Annotated in this window: 20 protein-coding genes; 12 read left to right on the top strand and 8 right to left on the bottom strand. The window is 62.1% G+C overall.

The window, feature by feature from the left end; translation table 11 throughout:
• Positions 1 to 125: 125 nt before the first annotated feature.
• The 3 genes from AC1DWA_RS12770 to AC1DWA_RS12760 all read right to left on the bottom strand — a co-directional run bounded on the left by AC1DWA_RS12770 (position 126) and on the right by AC1DWA_RS12760 (position 2,707).
• A complete protein-coding gene (locus AC1DWA_RS12770; RefSeq protein WP_020968420.1) occupies positions 126 to 935 on the bottom strand; it encodes a PE-PPE domain-containing protein in 810 nt (269 codons plus the stop codon).
• A 188-nt stretch (positions 936 to 1,123) separates the two neighbouring features.
• Positions 1,124 to 2,311 carry a serine hydrolase domain-containing protein gene (locus AC1DWA_RS12765; RefSeq protein ID WP_279163063.1) on the bottom strand — a complete coding sequence of 396 codons (1,188 nt, stop codon included), beginning with the start codon at positions 2,309 to 2,311 and terminating at the stop codon, positions 1,124 to 1,126.
• 144 nt (positions 2,312 to 2,455) lie between these two features.
• On the bottom strand, positions 2,456 to 2,707 hold the full coding sequence (locus tag AC1DWA_RS12760; RefSeq protein ID WP_477916700.1) for a MerR family transcriptional regulator: 252 nt from the start codon (positions 2,705 to 2,707) through the stop codon (positions 2,456 to 2,458).
• 355 nt (positions 2,708 to 3,062) lie between these two features.
• Between AC1DWA_RS12760 and AC1DWA_RS12755 the strand changes: the two genes are divergently transcribed.
• Positions 3,063 to 3,299: a hypothetical protein gene (locus AC1DWA_RS12755; protein WP_127159965.1), complete on the top strand. Its 237-nt coding sequence runs from the start codon at positions 3,063 to 3,065 to the stop codon at positions 3,297 to 3,299.
• 134 nt (positions 3,300 to 3,433) lie between these two features.
• Here the strand turns inward: AC1DWA_RS12755 and AC1DWA_RS12750 are convergent, their stop codons facing one another.
• The 3 genes from AC1DWA_RS12750 to kstD form a co-directional block, all read right to left on the bottom strand.
• Entirely contained in the window at positions 3,434 to 5,197 is a 1,764-nt protein-coding gene (locus AC1DWA_RS12750) for a cholesterol oxidase substrate-binding domain-containing protein (protein ID WP_205907393.1), read from the bottom strand.
• A 69-nt stretch (positions 5,198 to 5,266) separates the two neighbouring features.
• Positions 5,267 to 6,124, bottom strand: a complete 858-nt coding sequence (locus tag AC1DWA_RS12745; RefSeq protein ID WP_003945880.1) for a MaoC/PaaZ C-terminal domain-containing protein — start codon at positions 6,122 to 6,124, stop codon at positions 5,267 to 5,269.
• Positions 6,114 to 7,838: a 3-oxosteroid 1-dehydrogenase gene (gene kstD / locus AC1DWA_RS12740; RefSeq protein WP_172932259.1), complete on the bottom strand. Its 1,725-nt coding sequence runs from the start codon at positions 7,836 to 7,838 to the stop codon at positions 6,114 to 6,116. Before kstD ends, AC1DWA_RS12745 begins: the two co-directional genes overlap by 11 nt.
• 115 nt (positions 7,839 to 7,953) lie before the next feature.
• Between kstD and AC1DWA_RS12735 the strand changes: the two genes are divergently transcribed.
• The 6 genes from AC1DWA_RS12735 to AC1DWA_RS12710 are packed head-to-tail and all read left to right on the top strand — an operon-like array spanning position 7,954 to position 13,533.
• Positions 7,954 to 9,552: an FAD-binding protein gene (locus AC1DWA_RS12735; protein ID WP_477846378.1), complete on the top strand. Its 1,599-nt coding sequence runs from the start codon at positions 7,954 to 7,956 to the stop codon at positions 9,550 to 9,552.
• Positions 9,553 to 9,555: 3 nt separating this feature from the next.
• Entirely contained in the window at positions 9,556 to 10,341 is a 786-nt protein-coding gene (locus AC1DWA_RS12730; RefSeq protein WP_003945480.1) for a 2-keto-4-pentenoate hydratase, read from the top strand.
• Between the two features lie 8 nt (positions 10,342 to 10,349).
• Positions 10,350 to 11,252: an acetaldehyde dehydrogenase (acetylating) gene (locus AC1DWA_RS12725; RefSeq protein ID WP_019746894.1), complete on the top strand. Its 903-nt coding sequence runs from the start codon at positions 10,350 to 10,352 to the stop codon at positions 11,250 to 11,252.
• Positions 11,249 to 12,292, top strand: a complete 1,044-nt coding sequence (gene dmpG / locus AC1DWA_RS12720) for a 4-hydroxy-2-oxovalerate aldolase (protein WP_020906144.1) — start codon at positions 11,249 to 11,251, stop codon at positions 12,290 to 12,292. Before AC1DWA_RS12725 ends, dmpG begins: the two co-directional genes overlap by 4 nt.
• Positions 12,293 to 12,295: 3 nt before the next feature.
• Positions 12,296 to 13,048, top strand: coding sequence for an SDR family NAD(P)-dependent oxidoreductase (locus tag AC1DWA_RS12715; RefSeq protein WP_020968425.1), 753 nt, complete (start codon positions 12,296 to 12,298; stop codon positions 13,046 to 13,048).
• Positions 13,045 to 13,533, top strand: a complete 489-nt coding sequence (locus AC1DWA_RS12710; protein ID WP_020968426.1) for a VOC family protein — start codon at positions 13,045 to 13,047, stop codon at positions 13,531 to 13,533. The genes AC1DWA_RS12715 and AC1DWA_RS12710 overlap by 4 nt, the downstream gene beginning before the upstream one ends.
• Here the strand turns inward: AC1DWA_RS12710 and AC1DWA_RS12705 are convergent.
• Together AC1DWA_RS12705 and AC1DWA_RS12700 are read right to left on the bottom strand one after the other, a co-directional pair.
• Positions 13,520 to 15,127 (bottom strand): FAD-dependent monooxygenase, encoded by a 1,608-nt coding sequence (locus AC1DWA_RS12705; RefSeq protein WP_477846425.1) that lies wholly within the window; start codon positions 15,125 to 15,127, stop codon positions 13,520 to 13,522. The genes AC1DWA_RS12710 and AC1DWA_RS12705 overlap by 14 nt on opposite strands.
• A gap of 139 nt (positions 15,128 to 15,266) precedes the next feature.
• A complete protein-coding gene (locus AC1DWA_RS12700; protein WP_428689820.1) occupies positions 15,267 to 15,581 on the bottom strand; it encodes an HIT family protein in 315 nt (104 codons plus the stop codon).
• Positions 15,582 to 15,940: 359 nt separating this feature from the next.
• Between AC1DWA_RS12700 and AC1DWA_RS12695 the strand changes: the two genes are divergently transcribed.
• The 5 genes from AC1DWA_RS12695 to AC1DWA_RS12675 all read left to right on the top strand — a co-directional run bounded on the left by AC1DWA_RS12695 (position 15,941) and on the right by AC1DWA_RS12675 (position 19,462).
• On the top strand, positions 15,941 to 17,116 hold the full coding sequence (locus tag AC1DWA_RS12695; protein ID WP_003945652.1) for an alkane 1-monooxygenase: 1,176 nt from the start codon (positions 15,941 to 15,943) through the stop codon (positions 17,114 to 17,116).
• Positions 17,113 to 17,283 (top strand): rubredoxin, encoded by a 171-nt coding sequence (locus tag AC1DWA_RS12690; protein WP_003945722.1) that lies wholly within the window; start codon positions 17,113 to 17,115, stop codon positions 17,281 to 17,283. The genes AC1DWA_RS12695 and AC1DWA_RS12690 overlap by 4 nt, the downstream gene beginning before the upstream one ends.
• 30 nt (positions 17,284 to 17,313) lie before the next feature.
• Positions 17,314 to 17,505 carry a rubredoxin gene (locus tag AC1DWA_RS12685; protein ID WP_007734094.1) on the top strand — a complete coding sequence of 64 codons (192 nt, stop codon included), beginning with the start codon at positions 17,314 to 17,316 and terminating at the stop codon, positions 17,503 to 17,505.
• Positions 17,505 to 18,761 (top strand): NAD(P)/FAD-dependent oxidoreductase, encoded by a 1,257-nt coding sequence (locus AC1DWA_RS12680; protein ID WP_477846377.1) that lies wholly within the window; start codon positions 17,505 to 17,507, stop codon positions 18,759 to 18,761. The genes AC1DWA_RS12685 and AC1DWA_RS12680 overlap by 1 nt, the downstream gene beginning before the upstream one ends.
• A 74-nt stretch (positions 18,762 to 18,835) precedes the next feature.
• Entirely contained in the window at positions 18,836 to 19,462 is a 627-nt protein-coding gene (locus AC1DWA_RS12675; protein WP_007734097.1) for a TetR/AcrR family transcriptional regulator, read from the top strand.
• Positions 19,463 to 19,506 lie beyond the last annotated feature (44 nt).

Raw genomic sequence — 19,506 nt, 5'->3', positions numbered from 1 at the left:
GAGACGTGTTCGGCGTGTCTCACTGTCGGTGGACGGCACGCCTTGACCTGCCAGGCTGGAGATTGCTGCTGTGACTGCGCCTGTGCGCGTCGGTCGACTTGCAGCTCCCGGAAAGGCGATTGTCCTCACTTCGTCAGTACGGTGGCGAGTGCAGCGCTCAGATACGGAGTGATGTTCTCGACGACCCGCGTCACGATCGCAGTGGCAACGTCAGCGGGTTGCAGTGGCACAGACGGCGTCTGCGGCAGTGCCGGGGGAGCAGGCGGAGCGGGCTCGGACATCATCGGCGTATAGGTGTTGTGCTTCGTGAAGTAGCCGAAGACCGAATCCACGAACACCTCGGGCGCATCACGCGGCTTGGGCATGTTGCAGATGCCGTCACCCTCGATGCAGACTTCCTGCACTGCAATGTCTCCGAATCCGCCGCGTGCTCCGGACATCGTCGCTCCCGGAACGACATTGGGCACTACGGTTTCGATGCCCCCGGCCGAGTTGCGAGGGTCGGCGTAGAGGACGCCTTCGACTTGCGACTGCGGAATGGATCCGTCGCGTGCGATGTCACCGAGAACGTCGCCGGCAATACGCGCTCCCTGTGAGTATCCGGTGACGACGATCTCGCTGCCCGGGCACTGAGCGTGGAAAGCGTTGACTTCAGTGCGAAGCGTCTGGGCGCCGGCGGCAACGCTCTGGTCGTACGTCTGATCGCCGAGCGGCCAGAAGCTGGCGGGGTAGGTCACCGGCTTGGAGGCGTAACCCTGGGCCACGTAGCGGTCGGTGACGGGTTGCGTCGTTTGTCCCGTCGGATCCCACGTTCCGCCGACCGCGAATACCGCACCGGCAGGGCACGACCCACTGTCATTCGGGTCCGCTCCGGCAGGCACCGACATCACAAGAGTCACCCCCGCTGTGACTGCAACCGTGCATGCCACTGACATCGCGTATTTCCTCATCGGGCCTGTCCCCATCTATCTACGTTCTCGTTCACTGGCGAGACAACCCGCGGTCCGACGCGTTTCGTTCGGTACTGAAGAGAATGGTGATGGGGCGATAAGTCCTGGAGGTAATCCGTGCGTAAACAGGAAGTTGCCGACCGACGCTGTTTGCTACCAGCGTGTGTGGCGCGTCACGGCGTCGGGACCTGCGGTGGGTGATCCGGTTCGAGGAGGGTTCCGATCGCCTTGCCCATCGGCACGGCGTTGTTGAGGTCCGCGTTGGTTGTCGGCCCGAGCGTGGCGTAGACGACGATCGTCGTCTTCGAGTCGGGGTAATAGAGCGCAAGCCCATTGTAGCCGCCGTACGACGGGTTCATCACAAGCCAACCGTCGAGGTGCCCGGTCCCGAAGGAAAAGAACTTGTCCGCCGTCATACTTCCCAAGCCCGCAGTCGTCGGTGCCATCTGCTGCTCGAAAGCTTTGTCGGAGAGCAACTCTCCCGTTCCGAGTGCGCGCACCCACTTTCCGACGTCGGCGACAGGCGCGTTCATGTTTCCGCTGTGCAGGAAAGCCGTCGGATTCCAGAAAGTGGAGTCTTCGAATACTCCGCGTTCATTGGTGTAGCCGTGCAAAATCGGCTCGTCCATCTGCGACGTGAGCACAACGCTGCTGTGATCCATCCCGAGTGGATCGAAGACGCGCTGCTGAAGTAGGTCGCCCAGCGGTTTTCCAGTCGCTTTCTCCATGACGTCGCCGAGCAGCGTCAGGTCGCTGTGCGCGTACGCCCAACTGGTGCCGGGTTCGAACAGCGGTGGGCGGGAGTTGGCAAGATTCAGGATCTCCTGAGAAGTCCAGCCCTTCATCGGGTTGTCCGTGAAGAGTTTGAGGAACTGTGGATCGGTCACGTAGTCGGAGATGCCCGACGTGCTGTTTGCCAGCATTCGTGGAGTGATGGTGTCTGCGCGTGGAAAGTTCGGTTCCCACTTCGCGATCGGTTGATCGAGGGGAAGCGTTCCCTCTTCGTCGAGTTGCAGCAGGACTGTCGAGAGCATCGGTTCCATCGGCTGACCGACGCGCAACTGCATGTCGGTTGTCGCCGGAACTCCGATAGGGGACTCTCCGACGGCACCGAGAGCAATCTCGTCGTCGCCCCGCCACACTCCGAACACGGCGGCACTGAGGCCCAAGTCGGCCACCTGACGGCGGACGAGGTCCGCGATCTCGGTGGATTCCTGACTGCTCGCGGTGCTGGGAGATGCGCTGCTCGTGTTTGTTGCCGAGTCCTCGTCGGAACTGCACGCAGCGGTTGCAATGGCAACGGTCAAGGCGATCGACAGAGCAGCTAGCCGCACCCGAGTGCGGTGGTGGGAGGAATTCATGCCTGCGATCCCTTCGATGTGGAAATCGAGCAACCGACGCCTAGCAATGTCCCAATTGACTGAATTTAGCGCAGTTCGAAGGGGGAGGGAACAGATTGACGGTTAGGGGTGACTGCTACTCCCAGTGCCTGATCACGTCAGTCCTCAGTCCGGCGTTGCGTCCGATTCCGCTCGTCGGTCCTGTGCTTGCTGGAGCTCGGCGTTGATGCGACGAGCCTCGGTGAGTTGGTCTTCGAGGATGATGATGCGGCAAGCCGCGTCGAGCGCCGTGCCGTTGGCTACGAGTTCGTGCGCGCGGGCCGCGATGCGCAGCTGGTACCGGGAGTAGCGGCGATGTCCGCCCTCAGAGCGTTGTGGGGTAAGCAGTCCCGGCGCGAGGTGCGCCGGGGGCCGGATGGGGTTGAACTTACTTACATAACTGCATTCTTTCGAACTTCCGGACTCGCACAAGACATCCGGTAGCCGCTTTGAAGGGGGGTGCCGGGTCCGACTACACACTCACACACGAATTCGGCCCCGGCACGTCCCTGCCCTGCGGTACTGCTTGCGGGTAGTTCATCTCTCCCGCATCTCTTGACTCGTTCCTTGCTACGAGAAAAAAGATACAACAGCCTCGCGAGAATGTCTACCCTGACCGCTGTAGATATTTTGTTGCGAACTTTCTAGGTATCGGAGTTCAGGAACGGCCTGGTCACCGGGGGTGAGAGCGCTCCATGTGAGTCATGGGAGATGAATCTGGGACAATGCTCCGATGCGAAATACCCCGAAGTCCGAGTCGTTGTTGCGTGCCCGCGCGGAGAGGGAAGAGCGCACCGGCTCCTCCGAGCAGCCCGGAGGTGGCGCGTCGAACCCCGGAGAGGACTCGTCGTCGTCCGAGCCGGGGGCACGCAGCGACAGCGCCACGATTCGGTCGGCTAGATCCGAGCTCTCAACTCATGCCAGGGCAGTGGAAAGTATGCACGAGGCGATCCATCCTGATCGCGATTGAGTCAGTTACCTGGTCGGGATGCGGGGGACTCCTTCATCCCGCTCACTGCAACGCACGACGGCCGCCGCACTCCCGAAAGTAGGGGAGTGGCGACGACCGTCGAGTTGGCAGAGTGCGTGCCCGGTGCTTGGACCTCAGGGCAGCAACTGGTCCAGGAAGGTGTTGCTGAAGACCTTGTGCGGATCCAACGCGTTGTATGCGGCGTTGGCGGTGTCCCAGTTGTCGCTCGATGGGACGCCGTCGCGGTAGGTCTGGGGGAGGCCCTGGGTGATGATCGGGGCGTCGGTGTACGGCTTGTCGGGGCCGAACGCCCAGCCCTTGGACCACTCGGGGCGGAAGGTGGCGTCGTTGTTGTTGTAGTGATTACGCATCCACTGTTCCATTTCGCGGTAGAACGCGAACATGCCGGGGGTTCCGGGGACGCCGAGGACGTTGAGCCAGATGGCGGTGTCCCATTCCGGATGGTCGGGGCGCGGGCGCATGGCCGAGATGGTGGGGGCGCCTGCCGAGTCGACCTCGACGTCCGAGGGTTGATCGAGGCCGCAGCAACGGATTTCGACGGGGCCGTTGAGGGGGAACTGTCCGATAGAGCGGTAGTACTCCATGCGGCCGTTGAACCACTGGGTGAAGTCGTGGATGACCTGGCCGATGTTGGCGCGGGAGGTGATGACGGCTCCGCCGCCCTCGGTCAGACGAAGGGTGGTGGCCCGGATGTAGAACTGGACGTCCTTGGACCATCCCCACAGGTCGTTGGAGAAGGTCGCGGCGAGTCCGGCAACGGTGGTGGCGTACATGATCTGCCCGAATGCCGGTGCGATGCCCGGGTTTCCGGCGTTGATCTGCCCGATCATGTCGGTGACCGGCTCCGGGAGGTTGTCGGAGAAGATGTAGTTGTAGGGCCCGGTCACCTCACGCGAGAACGGCGGCTTGGTGGGGGCAAGTGACCACACCTTCATCCACGGGCGCTCGGTGAAGGGGTACCAGATTGCTTCTGCGCGACCGTTTTCGCGGACGAACTTCTCGAAGGTACGTCCGGACGCTCCGCGGGCACCGAAGAGTTCCTGCCAACCGATGTCGGTGTGGCTGACGCAGCGCATGCGGTAGTTGGGAGCGGCCTGCAAGGTCACGGAGGTGAGGAAGGTGCGTCCGAGGTGAGTCAGCAGCGGCTTGATCGCCGCGTCGCTGCGTGCATACGTCTTCAGCGCGTACTCACTGCCGTTCCAGACCACTGCGGTCAGGGAGGTGACGAGGTTGGAGAGTGAGCCGAAAGTCTGTCCGGGAACGTGTGCTTCGCCTTCGGCGGGGAGCGCTGCACCGTGAGCGTCGACGGCGAGGCAGCCGGCGATGGTCAACACACCCGGCGCCGGCAGGTTCGCGAACCCGAGGCCCTGTGCCTGCAGTGCGGTGGTGATGGCGTCGAGGGTCGCGCCGGGTCCTGCGGTGACGGTGGCTGGGCTGCCACCGGCGTTGACGGAGACTCCGGTGAGGTGGACCGTGGTGTCGGCGAGGATGACCTTGTCGACCGGCGCACCGTTGACTATGGTCAGCGGCGTCCAGCCGTGCATGGCACCGCGGGGACGAATGGTGTAGCCGTTGGCATGACCCCAGTTAGCGAGGCGGACTACGTCTTCGGGCGTCTTGGGTGAACAGGTCCAGATCGCGTCGAGCATGATCTCCTTGGACCAGTTCTGATATGCCTGCTGGTACAGCGCGATGCCTTCGGGGAAGGCAGGCGGCGGCGTGAGGGTGGACACGGGACCACCCGCGGAGCCGGAAGAGCCGGCGGGGACGGCATAGGCCGGCGTCCAGCCGGCGAATGCGGTCGCTGCCACGGCGCCGGCTCCAGCGGCCATGAAACCTCGTCGGGACAGTCGGAACTTTTCGTCTTGTGCCGTCATCTTCGGGCTACTCCATCGGGTTCGAGAACTACGGTGAGTTCTAACAGGTGGGTATCAGACAGGTTGGTATCAGACAAGAGTGAGAACTACGTCAGCCAGGGCAGGAGCTTCGCGCTCCAGTACGGAAGCTGAGATCAGGAGTCGCCCATTGTCTTTCCAGATCTGGATACTCAAGTTCTCGCCGGGAAATACGACCCCGGCAAAGCGGGCCCGAAATCCGGCTACCCGACTGCTGTCGCCGTCGAGCATGGTATCCACTGCGGTCTTGCAGACCATTCCGTAAGTACACAGTCCATGCAGGATAGGCGCTGGAAAGCCTGCCGCGGAGGCGAATTGCGGATCCGAGTGCAACGGATTCCGATCACCACACATCCGGTACAGCAAAGCCTGCTGTGGAAGCACAGGCGTCACCACTGTCTCATCTGCTTCGCGATCCGGAAGCGTAATCGACTCCGACGGACCACGTTCACCCCCGAAACCACCCTCGCCGCGGGCGAAAATGGACGAGCGAGCTGTCCACAGCGGGTTGCCCTCGGCGTCGACCGTGACGGATTCCTGCACGATCACCGCGGCCTTGCCCTTGTCCCAGACCTCGGCGATTCGAGTTGTGGTGCGGCCACTTCCACTTGCCGGGATCGGCTGATGGACAGTGACTTCCTGGCTCCCGTGGACTACCTTCGCCAGATCGATTTCGACGCCGGGGAACGAGACCTTCGGCGCTTCGGTGGCGTGGAAGTTGGCGGCGACGGTGGCAAAGGTGGGTAGTACCTGAGGCTTTTCGTCGTCGAGGTATCGAAGCTCGTTCGGATCGAGCGGCCGAGCACCTGCCCCTAGTGCCAGGTGGTAGTGCTGCACGTCCGACGGTGTCCATGAGAACTCTTGTGGCGCAAGCTCGGCGCCGAGTGCGATCTTCGGATCAATTGGCATGGTCGACCGCCGTCTTTTCAGCTGCCGGTGCCTCGGTGCTCTCAGCCTTCTTCGCACGCTCGACGATGTCGAGTACTGCCAGGTAACCGAAAGTCATTGCGGGACCGATGGTCGCGCCTGGTCCGGCGTAGGTGTGGCCCATGACCGGAGCGCTCGCGTTGCCAGCGGCGTAGAGACCGTCGATGACGCTTCCGTCTTCGCGTAGTGCTCGGCCGTTGACGTCGGTGCAGATACCACCCTTGGTGCCGAGGTCACCCGGAACCATCTTGATGGCGTAGAACGGAGCCTTGCTGATTTCGGCGAGGCTGGGGTTCTTCAGTCGGGGATCGCCGTAGTACGCGTCGTAACCACTGTCACCGCGTCCGAAGTCCTCGTCCTTGCCGTTGCGTGCGAAGCCGTTGAACCGGTCGACGGTTTCGGTCAGCGATGCGACGGGAAGCCCTGTCTTCTCGGCCAATTCGGCGATGGTTCCCGCCTTGACCACGATGCCGGCCTTGAGCCAGCGGCCGGGGAAGGGGGAGCGGGGAGTGATACCGGCAAACGTGTAGCGGTTGCGGTAGCGCTGATCGAGAATCATCCACGTCGGGATGTTCTCGCCGGCGCCTTCGCCCTGACCGTACTCACCGCCGTACATCGCATGGGTTGCCTCGACGTACGGAGCCGCCTCGTTGCCGAAGCGCTTGCCCGACATGTTGACCATCATGCAGCCCGGGAGGGTGCGCTCGGAGAGAGCGAACCACGGTCCGCCGGTCAGCGGAATGGACGGGCCCCACCAGGCGTCGTCCATGAAATCGACTGCAGCGCCGACTTCTTGGCCTGCGCGGATGCCGTCGCCGGTGTTTGCCTTCGCGCCGACGGTCCATTCGGTGCCGATGGGTGCGCGCTGGTACTTCTCACGCATTTCCTTATTGTGCTCGAATCCGCCGGAACCCAACACAACTCCGTGGCGAGCGCGGATGACCTGCTCCTCGCCGTCGATTAGGACGTTGACGCCGCGAACTGCGCCGTCTTCGGTGTACAGGGAGGTCAGCGGGGTGTTCAGCAGGATGGGTACTCCGGCGGACTGAAGTCCGAGTCGAATCCCGGCGACCAGTGCCTGGCCGCGAACCAGCAGATCCTTCTTTGTGGCCTTGGCTGCGAGGAATCGCATGCCGACCTTCATGGCGCGCAGGGGTCCGCGAGGATTGCGCATCAGCAGGTTGAGCCACTTGTAGTCGGCCTGGGTGATGACGAAGTTCTTGGGGGCCTTGACGTAGTCGGGCTCGAGGTTCTTGCGGTCGGCGCCCAACTTGTTGCCGTCGAACGGGGTGGGCTCGACACTGCGGCCACCGAGGCGTCCGCCGGGAGCTTCCGGGTAGTAGTCGGAGTAGCCGGGCACCCACTGCAGTTCGAGGGGGCTGTTCTTCAACACGAACGAGAGCATCTCGGGACCGCGCTCGAGATAGGTGTCGATGCGTTCGGGAGCGACGACGTCGCCGATGATGCTGTGCAGGTAGGAACGTGCGGCCTCCGGGGTATCGGTGACACCGTCCGCCTGAAGTGCCTCGTTGTTGGGGATCCAGACCCCACCACCGGAACGGGCGGTCGATCCGCCGTAGTGGGCGGCTTTCTCCACGATGACCACGCTCAAGCCCTGGTGGGCTGCGGTCAAGGCCGCTGTCATACCTGCGGCACCACTGCCGACGACGACGATGTCGTATTCCTGCTTGCTCATGTAGAACACGTTATAGAATGATGGGGGTGTCAGTCCATGCTTTCTGCCAGGAAGTATTTCCGGACGTTGTCATTGATAACGAAACACGTTGCAGTGAAATTGAGGATGGTGCGGTGTGACCTGGGATACTTCGGTTGACGTCCTTGTGGTCGGGTTCGGTGTGGCGGGCGCCAGTGCGGCGCTCGAAGCGGTAGCGGCCGGTTCGTCGGTTTTGGCGATCGACCGAGCACTCGGTGGTGGGGCCAGCACGATTTCCGGAGGAATCTACTACGCCGGCGGCGGCACCGTGATTCAAAAGGAAGCCGGTGTCGAGGACAGTCCCGAAGCCATGCTCGCCTACCTGAACCGCGAGGTCGGTGACGCGGTGACGCCGCAGACTCTGCGCCGGTTCGTCGACGAGAGCCCGGCGTCGATCGACTGGCTGCGCAGTCACGGCGTGCCGTTCGAAGCCTCACTCTGTCCGTACAAGACGTCGTACCCGAGCAACAAGCACTACCTCTACTTCTCGGGTAGCGAATCTGCCGGCGGGTTCCGTGACATCGCAAAACCTGCTCCTCGCGGCCATCGCGCCAAGGGGCGTGGCACGTCGGGAAAGATGCTCTACGGCCCGCTCGCGAAGTCCGCGGAGGCCAAGGGCGTCCAGTTGCTCGGCCAGACGAGAGCGGACCGGCTGATCATCGAGGACGGCCGGGTGATCGGCGTCGAAGTACTGACTCTTCGTGACGCACCTGCCGGAGTTCGTCGGCGTCACGCGACGCTCGGGTCCCTGTCCTCCAAGCCCGGCGTCTACGCACCGCAGTTGCGCACGATTCTCGACGCACTCATCGCGAAGATCGAGAAGAAGCACGCCAAGCGGATTCGCATCCAGGCACGCGGCGGCGTGATCCTCAGCGCCGGCGGCTTCGTGTCCAATCGCGAGATGATGCGCACCCATGCCCCCGCCTACAAGGGCGGTATCCCGCTCGGCACCTCCGGGGACGACGGCAAAGGCATCAACCTCGGTATCGAAGCCGGGGGAGCCACCGACAAGCTCGGCAATGTTTCCGCCTGGCGATTCATCGTCCCGCCGAGTGCTTTTCTCGGTTCCATCCTGGTGGGTGAATCCGGTGCGCGAATCGTCGACGAGTCACGTTACGGTGCCGCTCTCGGTCAGGCGATGGCAGAGAAGAGCAACGGAATCGGTTGGCTGCTGGCAGATTCCGAACTCGTTCGCGAAGCGAAATCGCAGATCAGTGACCAGTCGATGTGGTTCCAGCGGGTACAGACCACTGGCATGATGCGTACCGCAGTGCGTGGCAACACCATTGCCGAGGTCGCCCGTAGAGCGGGGATAGACGTCGCCGGCCTTCAAGCCGCCGTCGACGCGCACAACTCCGCTGCCGCTGCCGGACAACCTGATCCGATGGGCAAACCGTCGGACTTCGTCAGGCCGATACTGTCTGCGCCGTTCACGATGTACGACGTCTCGATCAAGCCCAACATGATGAATCCGTGCCCGATGCTCACGCTCGGTGGATTGGTGGTCGACGAATCGTCCGGCATGGTGAAAAACGAGGCCGGGGAGGGTATCCCTGGCCTGTATGCCGCCGGCCGTACCGCCGTCGGTATCTGTTCCAACTCGTATGTGAGCGGCTTGTCGCTCGCCGACTGCGTGTTCTCCGGACGACGAGCCGGTCAGCATGCAGCCGCATTCTCCACAGTCGGAAAGGCCTGAACGATGCTCTCGACGCAGATCCGCGGCGAACTTGCCGACCATCTTGATTCGGCGGAACGGGATCGCGCTCCGATCAGCCCGCTGATCGCCACGTATCCGGACATCGACGTCGTCGACGCCTACGAGATCCAGCTCATCAACATCAGGCGTCGTGTTGCCGGTGGCGCAAAGGTGGTCGGACACAAGGTCGGGCTCTCGTCACTGGCGATGCAGCAGATGATGGGCGTCGACGAGCCAGATTACGGTCACCTGCTCGCCGAGATGGAAGAGTTCGAGGACCGTCCGGTCGACACGTCGCGCTTCTGCTTCCCACGCGTCGAGGTGGAGGTCGCCTTCATTCTGGGAGCAGATCTGCCGGGCGCCGGGTGCACCGAACAAGACGTCATCGACGCCACTGTCGCCTATGCGCCGTCCATCGAGTTGATCGACAGCCGGATCAAGGACTGGAAGATCGGCCTCTCGGACACCATCGCGGACAACGCGTCCTCCGCCGGGTTCATTCTCGGCAAGGAACGAGTTCGCCCGTCGGACATCGACATCAAGGCGATCGATGCGGTGCTGACCTGCAACGGCGAGCGGATTGCGGAGGGGCGCAGCGATGCGGTTCTCGGTAACCCGGTCACCGCTGTCGCGTGGTTGGCGCAGAAGGTCGACACGTTCGGAGTTCGGCTCAAGGCCGGCGACATCGTTCTGCCGGGTTCGTGCACGCGAGCGATCGACGCTCATCCAGGCGACAACTTCCGAGCCGAGTTCAGCGGCCTCGGTTCCGTCTCTCTTCAGTTCACGTAGGAGTAGTCATGACCAAGGCAAGTGTGGCGATCGTCGGATCGGGAAACATCAGTACCGATCTGTTGTACAAACTGCAGCGTTCCGAGTGGCTCGAACCGCGATGGATGATCGGAATCGATCCCGAGAGTGAAGGATTGGCGCGCGCCCGCAAGATGGGACTCGAGACCTCCGCCGAGGGCGTCGACTGGTTGCTGAACCAGGCGGAGAAACCGGACCTGGTCTTCGAGGCGACGTCGGCATACGTGCACCGCGAGGCAGCACCACGCTACGAGGCCGCCGGTATCCGTGCCATCGACCTGACTCCGGCCGCGGTCGGCCCGGCTGTGGTTCCGCCCGCGAACCTGCGTGAACACCTGGACGCACCCAACGTCAACATGATCACCTGCGGTGGGCAGGCAACCATTCCGATCGTCTACGCGGTATCGCGTGTCGTCGACGTGGCGTACGCCGAGATCGTCGCCTCCGTTGCATCGTTGTCCGCCGGCCCGGGAACTCGCGCGAACATCGACGAGTTCACCAAGACCACCAGCCGCGGTATCGAGACCATCGGCGGCGCACAGCGCGGCAAGGCGATCATCATCCTCAACCCCGCGGACCCGCCGATGATCATGCGCGACACCATCTTCTGCGCTATCCCCGAAGACGCCGATCAGGCCGCGATCACCGACTCCATTCACCGCGTCGTCAAGGACATCCAGCAGTACGTGCCCGGCTACCGGTTGCTCAACGAACCGCAGTTCGACAAACCGAGCGTCGTTTCCGGTGGCTATGCAACGGTCACCACGTTCGTCGAGGTCGAAGGCGCAGGCGATTTCCTGCCGCCGTACGCGGGCAACCTCGACATCATGACGGCAGCAGCCACCAAGGTGGGCGAGGAAATCGCCCAGAAGCTTCTGAGTGTGAAGGCATGAGCGACATGATTCATTTCGATTCGAGCTGGGACATCCGCGTCACCGACACGTCACTGCGCGACGGCTCCCACCACAAGCGTCATCAGTTCACCGTCGAAGAAGTACGAGCCATCGTCGGTGCCCTCGACGGAGCCGGAGTGCCGGTCATCGAGGTCACTCACGGCGACGGCCTCGGCGGGTCCTCCTTCAACTACGGCTTCTCGAAGACTCCCGAGCAGGAACTGATCAAAGCTGCAGTCGAGACGGCGACCAACGCGAAGATCGCCTTCCTGATGCTGCCCGGATTGGGCATCAAGGACGACATCGTCATCGCACAGGACAACGGTGCGTCCATCTGCCGCATCGCAACTCACTGCACCGAGGCAGACGTATCCATCCAGCACTTCGGCCTCGCGCGTGAGCGTGGACTCGAAACAGTCGGATTCCTCATGATGGCTCACTCGATTCCGCCGGAGAAGCTGGCCAAGCAGGCTCGCATCATGGCCGACGCGGGTTGCCAGTGTGTGTACGTGGTCGACTCCGCCGGCGCACTTGTGCTCGAGCAGGTATCCGATCGCGTCGAGGCGCTGGTTCAGGAACTCGGCAACGACGCTCAGGTCGGCTTCCACGGCCACGAGAACCTGGGCCTGGGCGTCGCCAATTCCATTGCGGCAGTTCGTGCGGGAGCCAAGCAGATCGACGGTAGTACCCGTCGATTCGGTGCCGGCGCCGGCAACGCCCCGGTCGAGGCCTTCGTCGGTGTTTGCGACAAGATCGGCGTCAAGACCGGTATCGACTTCTTCGCCATCGCCGATGCAGCCGAAGATGTTGTGCGCCCGGCAATGCCGCAGGAATGCCTGCTCGATCGTCAAGCGCTGATGATGGGCTACGCCGGCGTGTACTCGAGCTTCCTCAAGCATGCCGAGCGTCAGGCAGAACGGTACGGAGTGTCGTCTGCCGAGCTTCTGGTGCGCGCAGGCAAGCGCAAGTTGGTCGGCGGCCAGGAAGATCAGTTGATCGACATCGCGCTGGAACTCCAGCGCGAAGCAGCGGCTTCCTAGGCCATGGCAGACGTACTGGCCGGAAAAGTGGCCTTGGTGACCGGCGCGTCCTCAGGATTGGGGCGCGCGGTGACCGAGATCCTCCACCGCAGGGGCGCACAGGTTTTCGGTATCGCCCGTGACAAGGAAAAGCTGCGGCAGTCGATGGTCGAGGTGGTCGGCACGGACGGTGAGCGTCGTTACGCAGCGACGGACGTCTCGGATTCTGCTCAGTGTGATGTGGCCGTGCAAGCGTGTGTCGACGCGCTCGGTGGTATCGACATCCTCGTCAACGTGGCGGGATCGCACTCGCTTCGTCATACGGCGGATATTGCGGATTCCGAATGGGCACATGACCTTGCGGTCAATCTGAACGGACCGTTCTTCCTTTCCCGAGCAGCACTGCCGCACTTGCTGGAACGGGGCGGCAACATCGTCAACGTCTCCTCGATCGCGGGGCTGGAAGGGCAGGCGTACTCGGCTGGATACTGTGCTGCCAAGCACGGACTCATCGGACTGACCCGTGCGATGGCGATGGAGTTCACCGGAAAGTCTCTGCGTGTCAACGCAATCTGCCCCGGCGGCATGATGACTCCTCAAGTCACCGGATTCACTTTCCCCGACGGAGTCGACTTCGATCTCGTCATGAAGGTTGCGTCGCCGCGTGGCTTGATGGAAGCCGAGGACGTTGCGAAGATGGTGGCTTTCGTGGCCTCCGACGACGCCTCGGCGATACACGGGGCCGTCTACTCGGTCGACAACGGAAAAATGGCATGACCCCGTTGGTCTCGGGACCGATCTTCCAGATCTGCTGGGTGGTCGAGGACATCGAGGCTGCCGAACAGGAGTTCACTCGGCAGTGGGGAGTGGAGCGGTGGCTGCGTATGCCAGGCATCGTCTTTGGCCCCGAGACCACAACGTATCGCGGGGAGCCCGCGGACTATGTCGTGCACGTATCGATCGGATATGCGGGCAGCCAACAGCTCGAGCTGATCCAACCAGTATCCGGACGCAACCTGTACACGGAATTCCTGGAGACTCACGGCGTCGGAGTTCATCACCTGGCCTGGGTTCCAGACGATTACGAGGCGACGTTGCTCGAGGCCGAGCGTCGCGAAATGCCGGTGGTGCAACAGGGTCGGGTAGAGGGCGCCGGCATGGAGTTCTCCTACCTCGACGCCGGGCCGCTGGGTGGCTATGTCGAGTTGATGAAGCTCTCACCCGAAATCCGGTTGATGTTCGCTTCGCTCATTCCTGATTGACGGCAAACACTTTCGCGAAGTAGTCGGAAACGTTCTCCGGGTGACCGCGGAATCCGAGGTAGCCGTCGGGACGGATCACCAGCGCCGCCGTGCCTTCGACCCCGTATGCAGCGCACAGCTGCGAGTCGCTGTCCTCGACGATCGGCACCAGCGAATCGACGGTCACGGTTCCCGGTGGCACTATCGCGTAGACGTCCAACATGCCGTGCGCTGATCGAATGGCGGCGTCGGCGACCTTCTCGAGGCTGTTGGTGCTCTCTGCGGATCCGTCCGAAGTCAGCAGTAACGTGTGGTCGACTCCGGACAGCAAGTCGAACAACCGAATTGGATACTGCACACCGTCTCGGCGCATTCCGCGGGCATCGGGTGCACGCTCGCCCGGTTGAACGTGTGGACTCGAAGAATCACGCCCGGTGTTCAGCGGACTCTCCGAGTAGTCGATCAACAATTGAGCCTGGCGCCGCATTGCCGTGTCGATGGAGGACTCTCCCGAACCGATTCCTTCTCGAGCATTTCGGACGGTCATCCCGACGACTTCTTCACCGACCGGCCGTCTTTCGGCGTCGTAGGTCTCGAGAAGATCTGCTGTTGCAACGCCTTTGACGGCGAGCGCTACCTTCCATGCGAGGTTGTGGGCGTCCTGGATGCCGGTGTTCATGCCCTGCGCTCCAGTCGGGGGATGGATGTGCGCGGCGTCGCCGGCGACAAAAACCCGTCCGCGACCGTAAGCGTCGACGATGCGGCGGCTGATGCGGAAGACCGAGGACCATCGCAGCATCGAGGCGGTTGTCGGTTCTGGGGACAGTCTGTCGAGTACGGCCTGGATGTGATGGAGTTCAGGTGTCTTGCCGGTTGAAAAACCGTGTTGTACAGAGGCTTTGTTCGACGATTCGTCCGGCATCAAATCGTCCGGAACGAGCATCGACATGCGGTACCGCTTGTGTCCGGGAAGTGGGATGCAGACGAGTAGGTCGTCGGTGGTTCCGTCGTCGGTGGTGTGGTTGGCGCGGACGGAGTAGCCGCTGGGGATCGACCAGTCGACTTCGACGTCACCGAGCATGTAGCTTTCGGCAAACGCGCCGCCCTCGAAGCTCAGGCCAAGCCCTTTGCGGACCACGCTGTGAGCGCCGTCGGAACCCACCAGATACTGGACATTCACGGTGCTGCCGTCGCTGAGTGTGCAGGTGACGGCGCCGTCGGATTGTTCGAATGCGGTGAGACCGACTCCGCGTTCGACGGTTGTCCCCAGCTCGGCGAGGCGCTCGGTGAGGATGCGCTCCGTCGAGTATTGGGGGAGGCAGAGAAACCAGTAAGGAACATCCTCGGGGAGCGTGAGGTCGACGCGGGCGACCTCGACGCCGTTCGTGTACATGATCTGACCGCGCATCAGTGTCGAGGCGTCGAGTGCCTGGCGGAGCACCCCCATGTTCTCGAAGAGTTCGAGAGTGCGTGGCTGAATCCCGACGGCTTTCGCGTATTGCCGCGGTTCGTCGAGGGGGTCGACTATTCGGCATGAGATGCCGCGTCTGCGCAGCTCGATCGCGGTGGTCAAACCGATCGGGCCGGCGCCCGCTACCAATACGTCGGTATCCATGAGGACCCACTCACGTCGGGGACAGTCGGTCATTTCAGTATGGGTAAGCGAACTTTCGTTTTGGGGAAATTGACCCAAATCGGACATTGAGTGATTGTGTTTCGCGCTGGACTGTCCGAACGCGCACCGACTTTTTGCCCTATTGCCCGGGTTCGAAGCCGAGCGAGATTCGCCTGCATAGGAGCGCGAGTTCTGCCTCGTCGAGGCGTGGCGCCTCGTCCCATGAATCGACGTCGTTCCAGCTCACTGAACTCGGAGCACCGAAGGGCCTGACGAAAACGTGCTGATGAAAGTGGGGGACGCTTCGCCCGGCGATCGCGGAGAACACGAATTCGGGAGTCAACTCCGAGTCGAGGACACGTGAGACGCGCCAGACTGCGCGCGCGATGGCGAGTGCTTCAGGTTCGGATAGTGAGGGCAACCCGGACACGTGTCGACGGGTCTCGACGAACACATATCCAGGAACCGAACGTCCGTGTGGTGGAGGGGGCCGATGGGTGACAACGACGAAGTCGTCCTCGAAAATTCGAGGGCTGACGAGCGGACCTGTTCCTCGGTGTTTGGCGCATATTGCGCACGTTGACGTCCCCACTTCACTTTTGTACCGAGTGTGGCGCGGTGATGGAAGATTTGCGATCAGCCCGACCGGAGGGTTTACCAAAGTGTACAAATCAGCATGTTTGTAAAACTTTTATCTCCAAAATTGTTGACAAAGCACTGCAATTTGTCCACTCTCTATACATAGATGTTGTTCGTGTCGCGGGTTGCCGCGCAGGACGCACTCACTGATCCGAACGAGAACTGGAGAATTCGATGGCGGCGTTGGTGTACACGGAGCCAGATGGTCGGCTCGCAACTTGGAGAGACCGGAAACGCTACTTATGGCTGTTGGCGCTGATTCCGTCATCGGCAACTTTCATCGCCGTGGGGCTTGTTACCGCCACCGGATGGAATGTCTTCTGGTGGACCGGCCCACTGATTGCGTTTGCTCTCATTCCCGTCATCGACATTCTGGCGGGTGAGGACGGGAAGAATCCGCCCGACGAGGTGATCGACGAACTCGAGAACGACCGCTTCTACCGGTGGTGCACCTACGCCTATCTGCCGCTGCAGTACACGGCCTTCTTCCTGTCCTGCTACATCTGGGCGCGTTGGGATTTGAGCGTTCTCTCCAATATCGGACTCGCAGTGACGATCGGTGTGACGGCCGGAATCGGCATCAACACAGCCCACGAACTCGGGCACAAGAAGGAGAGCGTCGAGCGCTGGTTGTCCAAAATCGTTCTCGCTCAGAGTGCTTACGGTCACTTCTACCTCGAGCACAACCGTGGCCACCATGTGCGAGTGTCGACTCCGGAAGATCCGGCGACCTCGCGCTTCGGTGAGACCCTCTACGGTTTCTGGCCGCGCAGCGTCGGCGGGGGATTGAAGTCGGCGTGGCATCTCGAGAAGACCCGCTTCGAGCGTTTGGGCACCACGCACTGGAGCATCAAGAACGACGTGCTCAACGCCTGGCTCATGTCGGTTGTTCTGTTCGGTGTCGCGCTTGCAGTGTTCGGGATCGGCATCGCGCCGTACCTCGTGATCCAGGCGTTCATCGGGTTTTCGCTGCTCGAAGCGATCAACTACCTCGAGCACTACGGACTCCTACGTCAGAAAACCGCAAGCGGACGGTACGAGCGATGCACGCCGGCGCACAGCTGGAACAGTGATCGCATCTGCACTAACGTCTTCCTTTATCACTTGCAGCGGCACAGCGATCATCATGCGAATCCGACACGGCGCTACCAAGCGCTTCGCAGTATGGAAGAGGCCCCTCAGCTCCCGAGCGGCTACGCCAGCATGATCATGCTCGCCACAGTTCCGCCCCTGTGGCGCAAGGTGATGGACCACCGCGTTCTCGAGCACTACCGAGGCGACATCACCCAGGTCAACATCGCGCCGAAGAAGCGGGCCAAGATCCTCGCAGCCTACGGGGTGAACGCATGAACGCCTACATCTGCCCGATCTGCGACTACACGTACACTGAATCGACAGGTGCTGCGCGAGAAGGCTTTCCGCCCGGCACACTGTGGTCGAGCATTCCGGACGACTGGTGCTGCCCCGACTGCGGCGTCCGCGAGAAGGTCGACTTCACCCTCGTCACGCAATCCTGATCGAAATACCCACCGGTGAAAGGAAAACCGATGTCCGAGACTGCCACTGCTTACAAATTGTTCCGCTGCCTCCAGTGCGGGTTCGAATACGACGAAGCGATCGGCTGGCCCGACGACGGTATCGAGCCGGGTACTCGCTGGGACGAGATTCCCGAAGACTGGTCCTGCCCTGATTGTGGTGCCGCCAAAGTCGATTTCGAAATGGTGGAGGTGGACCGCTGATGACAGCGGTCAGCGAGCCCGACACACGCACCGTCGTGATCGTGGGCACGGGCATCGCCGGTTCCGGTGCCGCGCAGGCCCTGCGCAAGGAAGGGTTCGGCGGCAGCATCATCCTGATCGGCAGCGAACCTGAGGAGCCGTACCGCCGCCCGGCGCTGTCGAAGGAGCTACTGTCCGGGAAAGCGTCGTTCGATCGGGTTCGGTTGCGGCCGTCGACTTTCTGGAACGAGCAGGGTATCGATCTTCGGATCGGCGCAACTGTCACGAGTATCGACACAGATTCCCGCACAGTACTTTTAGCCGACGGTGACAGCATCGACTACGACGTTCTGATTCTTGCCACGGGTGGACGGTCCCGACGGTTGGAGAACGAAGATTCCGAGCGCGTTCACTATCTTCGGGATATCGCAGACATGCGACGCTTGCAATCCCAGCTGATCGAAGGATCCTCGCTATTGGTGGTCGGCGGTGGCTTGATCGGATCGGAGGTGGCGTCAACGGCACGCGACTTGGGTTGCAGTGTGCAGGTTCTCGAAGCGCAACCGGTGCCCCTGTCCAGGCTGCTTCCACCGTCGATAGCGGAGAAGATCGCCGCGCTGCACGTCTCGGCGGGCGTCGCCTTGCAGACGGGAGTCGACCTCGAGACGCTGACGACAGGTGCCGACGGTGTCACCGCACGCGCGCGTGACGGACGCGAGTGGACAGCGGACTTGGCCGTCGTCGCAATCGGATCCTTGCCCGATACCGATGTGGCTGCTGCTGCGGGTATTGCGGTGGACAACGGGATTTCGGTAGACCGATACCTCCGGACCTCCGTCGTTGATTTGTACGCGATCGGCGATGTGGCCAACGTGCCCAACGGTTTTCTCGGCGGCATGCACCGTGGTGAGCACTGGAACACCGCGCAGGACCACGCAGTTGCAGTTGCCAAGACCATCGTCGGGAAGGAAGAACCCTTCGAATCCGTCCCTTGGAGTTGGTCGAACCAATTCGGCCGCAACATTCAAGTAGCTGGTTGGCCAGGCGCGGACGACACCGTAATAGTTCGAGGAGACCTGGACTCCTATGACTTCACTGCGATCTGCATGCGCGACGGAAATATCGTCGGTGCTGTGAGCGTGGGCCGGCCGAAGGACATTCGTGCCGTCCGAACCCTTATCGAACGCTCCCCGGACATCAGCGCCGACGTACTCGCCGATACAAACAGGGATCTGACCGAACTTGCGGCGGGTCTTGTCGCCTCACCGGTGCTCTGAGTGCACTCGTGACTTCTGTGGCTTGCGTGTCCCCCGTTTTGACACCGAGCACGGGCGATGGAAATCTTCCCGATATGTCCACCGCTCGTGCCCGTGTCCCGTACCACGAGGCAGCTCGTCAACTCCTCCGTGCGTCAGCGCTCGACGCCACACGCGAACTCTTGACCGAGAAATCGTGGAACGACATCACGATGGCGCATATCGCGGAAGCTGCGGGCATGAGCCGGCAGACGTTGTACAAGGAGTTCACGTCCCGCCAGGGATTGGCGTCCGGATACCTCATCCGTTTCGTTGACGAGTTCCTCGAAGAGGTGGAACGCGAAGTAACGCTCCATCATTCGGATCCGCGGGGCGCGGTCTCGGCAGCCTTCCGTGCCTTCTTCGACGCCGGTGCCCGGGATCCGATGGTGGTCAGCATTGTCGGTCCCCGGCCGCAGCACGACCTGCTGAGCTTGGTCACCACTGACGGGACTCCGCTGCTCGAACATGCGAGCGCGAGGTTGGCCGAGATCTTCATGACCAGTTGGGCGAACGTCGACCGCATCCATGCCGAGATGTTCGGCAGCACGATAGTGCGTCTGGCGATCAGTCACGTGACGTTGTCTTTCGGTACCCCCGATCAGATCGCCGAGAACCTGGGGGAGATGTTCGGGCCGTTCCTCGATCAGGTCATCGGTTCGGGCACAGTCGAACCGAACTGAGCCGACAGGATCGATACGGTTTCCGGGCTAGGACGGAAGTTCGA

The organism is Rhodococcus sp. P4_F3_2, assembly GCF_056401335.1.
This window is presented reverse-complemented; position numbering and strand designations above follow the sequence as displayed.

Coding starts and splice junctions, on each gene's coding strand:
- AC1DWA_RS12770 (WP_020968420.1), bottom strand. CDS start 935: ATGTCAGTGGCATGCACGGTTGCAGTCACAGCGGGGGTGACTCTTGTG.
- AC1DWA_RS12765 (WP_279163063.1), bottom strand. CDS start 2,311: ATGAATTCCTCCCACCACCGCACTCGGGTGCGGCTAGCTGCTCTGTCG.
- AC1DWA_RS12755 (WP_127159965.1), top strand. CDS start 3,063: ATGCGAAATACCCCGAAGTCCGAGTCGTTGTTGCGTGCCCGCGCGGAG.
- AC1DWA_RS12750 (WP_205907393.1), bottom strand. CDS start 5,197: ATGACGGCACAAGACGAAAAGTTCCGACTGTCCCGACGAGGTTTCATG.
- AC1DWA_RS12745 (WP_003945880.1), bottom strand. CDS start 6,124: ATGCCAATTGATCCGAAGATCGCACTCGGCGCCGAGCTTGCGCCACAA.
- kstD (WP_172932259.1), bottom strand. CDS start 7,838: ATGAGCAAGCAGGAATACGACATCGTCGTCGTCGGCAGTGGTGCCGCA.
- AC1DWA_RS12730 (WP_003945480.1), top strand. CDS start 9,556: ATGCTCTCGACGCAGATCCGCGGCGAACTTGCCGACCATCTTGATTCG.
- AC1DWA_RS12725 (WP_019746894.1), top strand. CDS start 10,350: ATGACCAAGGCAAGTGTGGCGATCGTCGGATCGGGAAACATCAGTACC.
- dmpG (WP_020906144.1), top strand. CDS start 11,249: ATGAGCGACATGATTCATTTCGATTCGAGCTGGGACATCCGCGTCACC.
- AC1DWA_RS12715 (WP_020968425.1), top strand. CDS start 12,296: ATGGCAGACGTACTGGCCGGAAAAGTGGCCTTGGTGACCGGCGCGTCC.
- AC1DWA_RS12710 (WP_020968426.1), top strand. CDS start 13,045: ATGACCCCGTTGGTCTCGGGACCGATCTTCCAGATCTGCTGGGTGGTC.
- AC1DWA_RS12705 (WP_477846425.1), bottom strand. CDS start 15,127: ATGGATACCGACGTATTGGTAGCGGGCGCCGGCCCGATCGGTTTGACC.
- AC1DWA_RS12695 (WP_003945652.1), top strand. CDS start 15,941: ATGGCGGCGTTGGTGTACACGGAGCCAGATGGTCGGCTCGCAACTTGG.
- AC1DWA_RS12690 (WP_003945722.1), top strand. CDS start 17,113: ATGAACGCCTACATCTGCCCGATCTGCGACTACACGTACACTGAATCG.
- AC1DWA_RS12685 (WP_007734094.1), top strand. CDS start 17,314: ATGTCCGAGACTGCCACTGCTTACAAATTGTTCCGCTGCCTCCAGTGC.
- AC1DWA_RS12680 (WP_477846377.1), top strand. CDS start 17,505: ATGACAGCGGTCAGCGAGCCCGACACACGCACCGTCGTGATCGTGGGC.
- AC1DWA_RS12675 (WP_007734097.1), top strand. CDS start 18,836: ATGTCCACCGCTCGTGCCCGTGTCCCGTACCACGAGGCAGCTCGTCAA.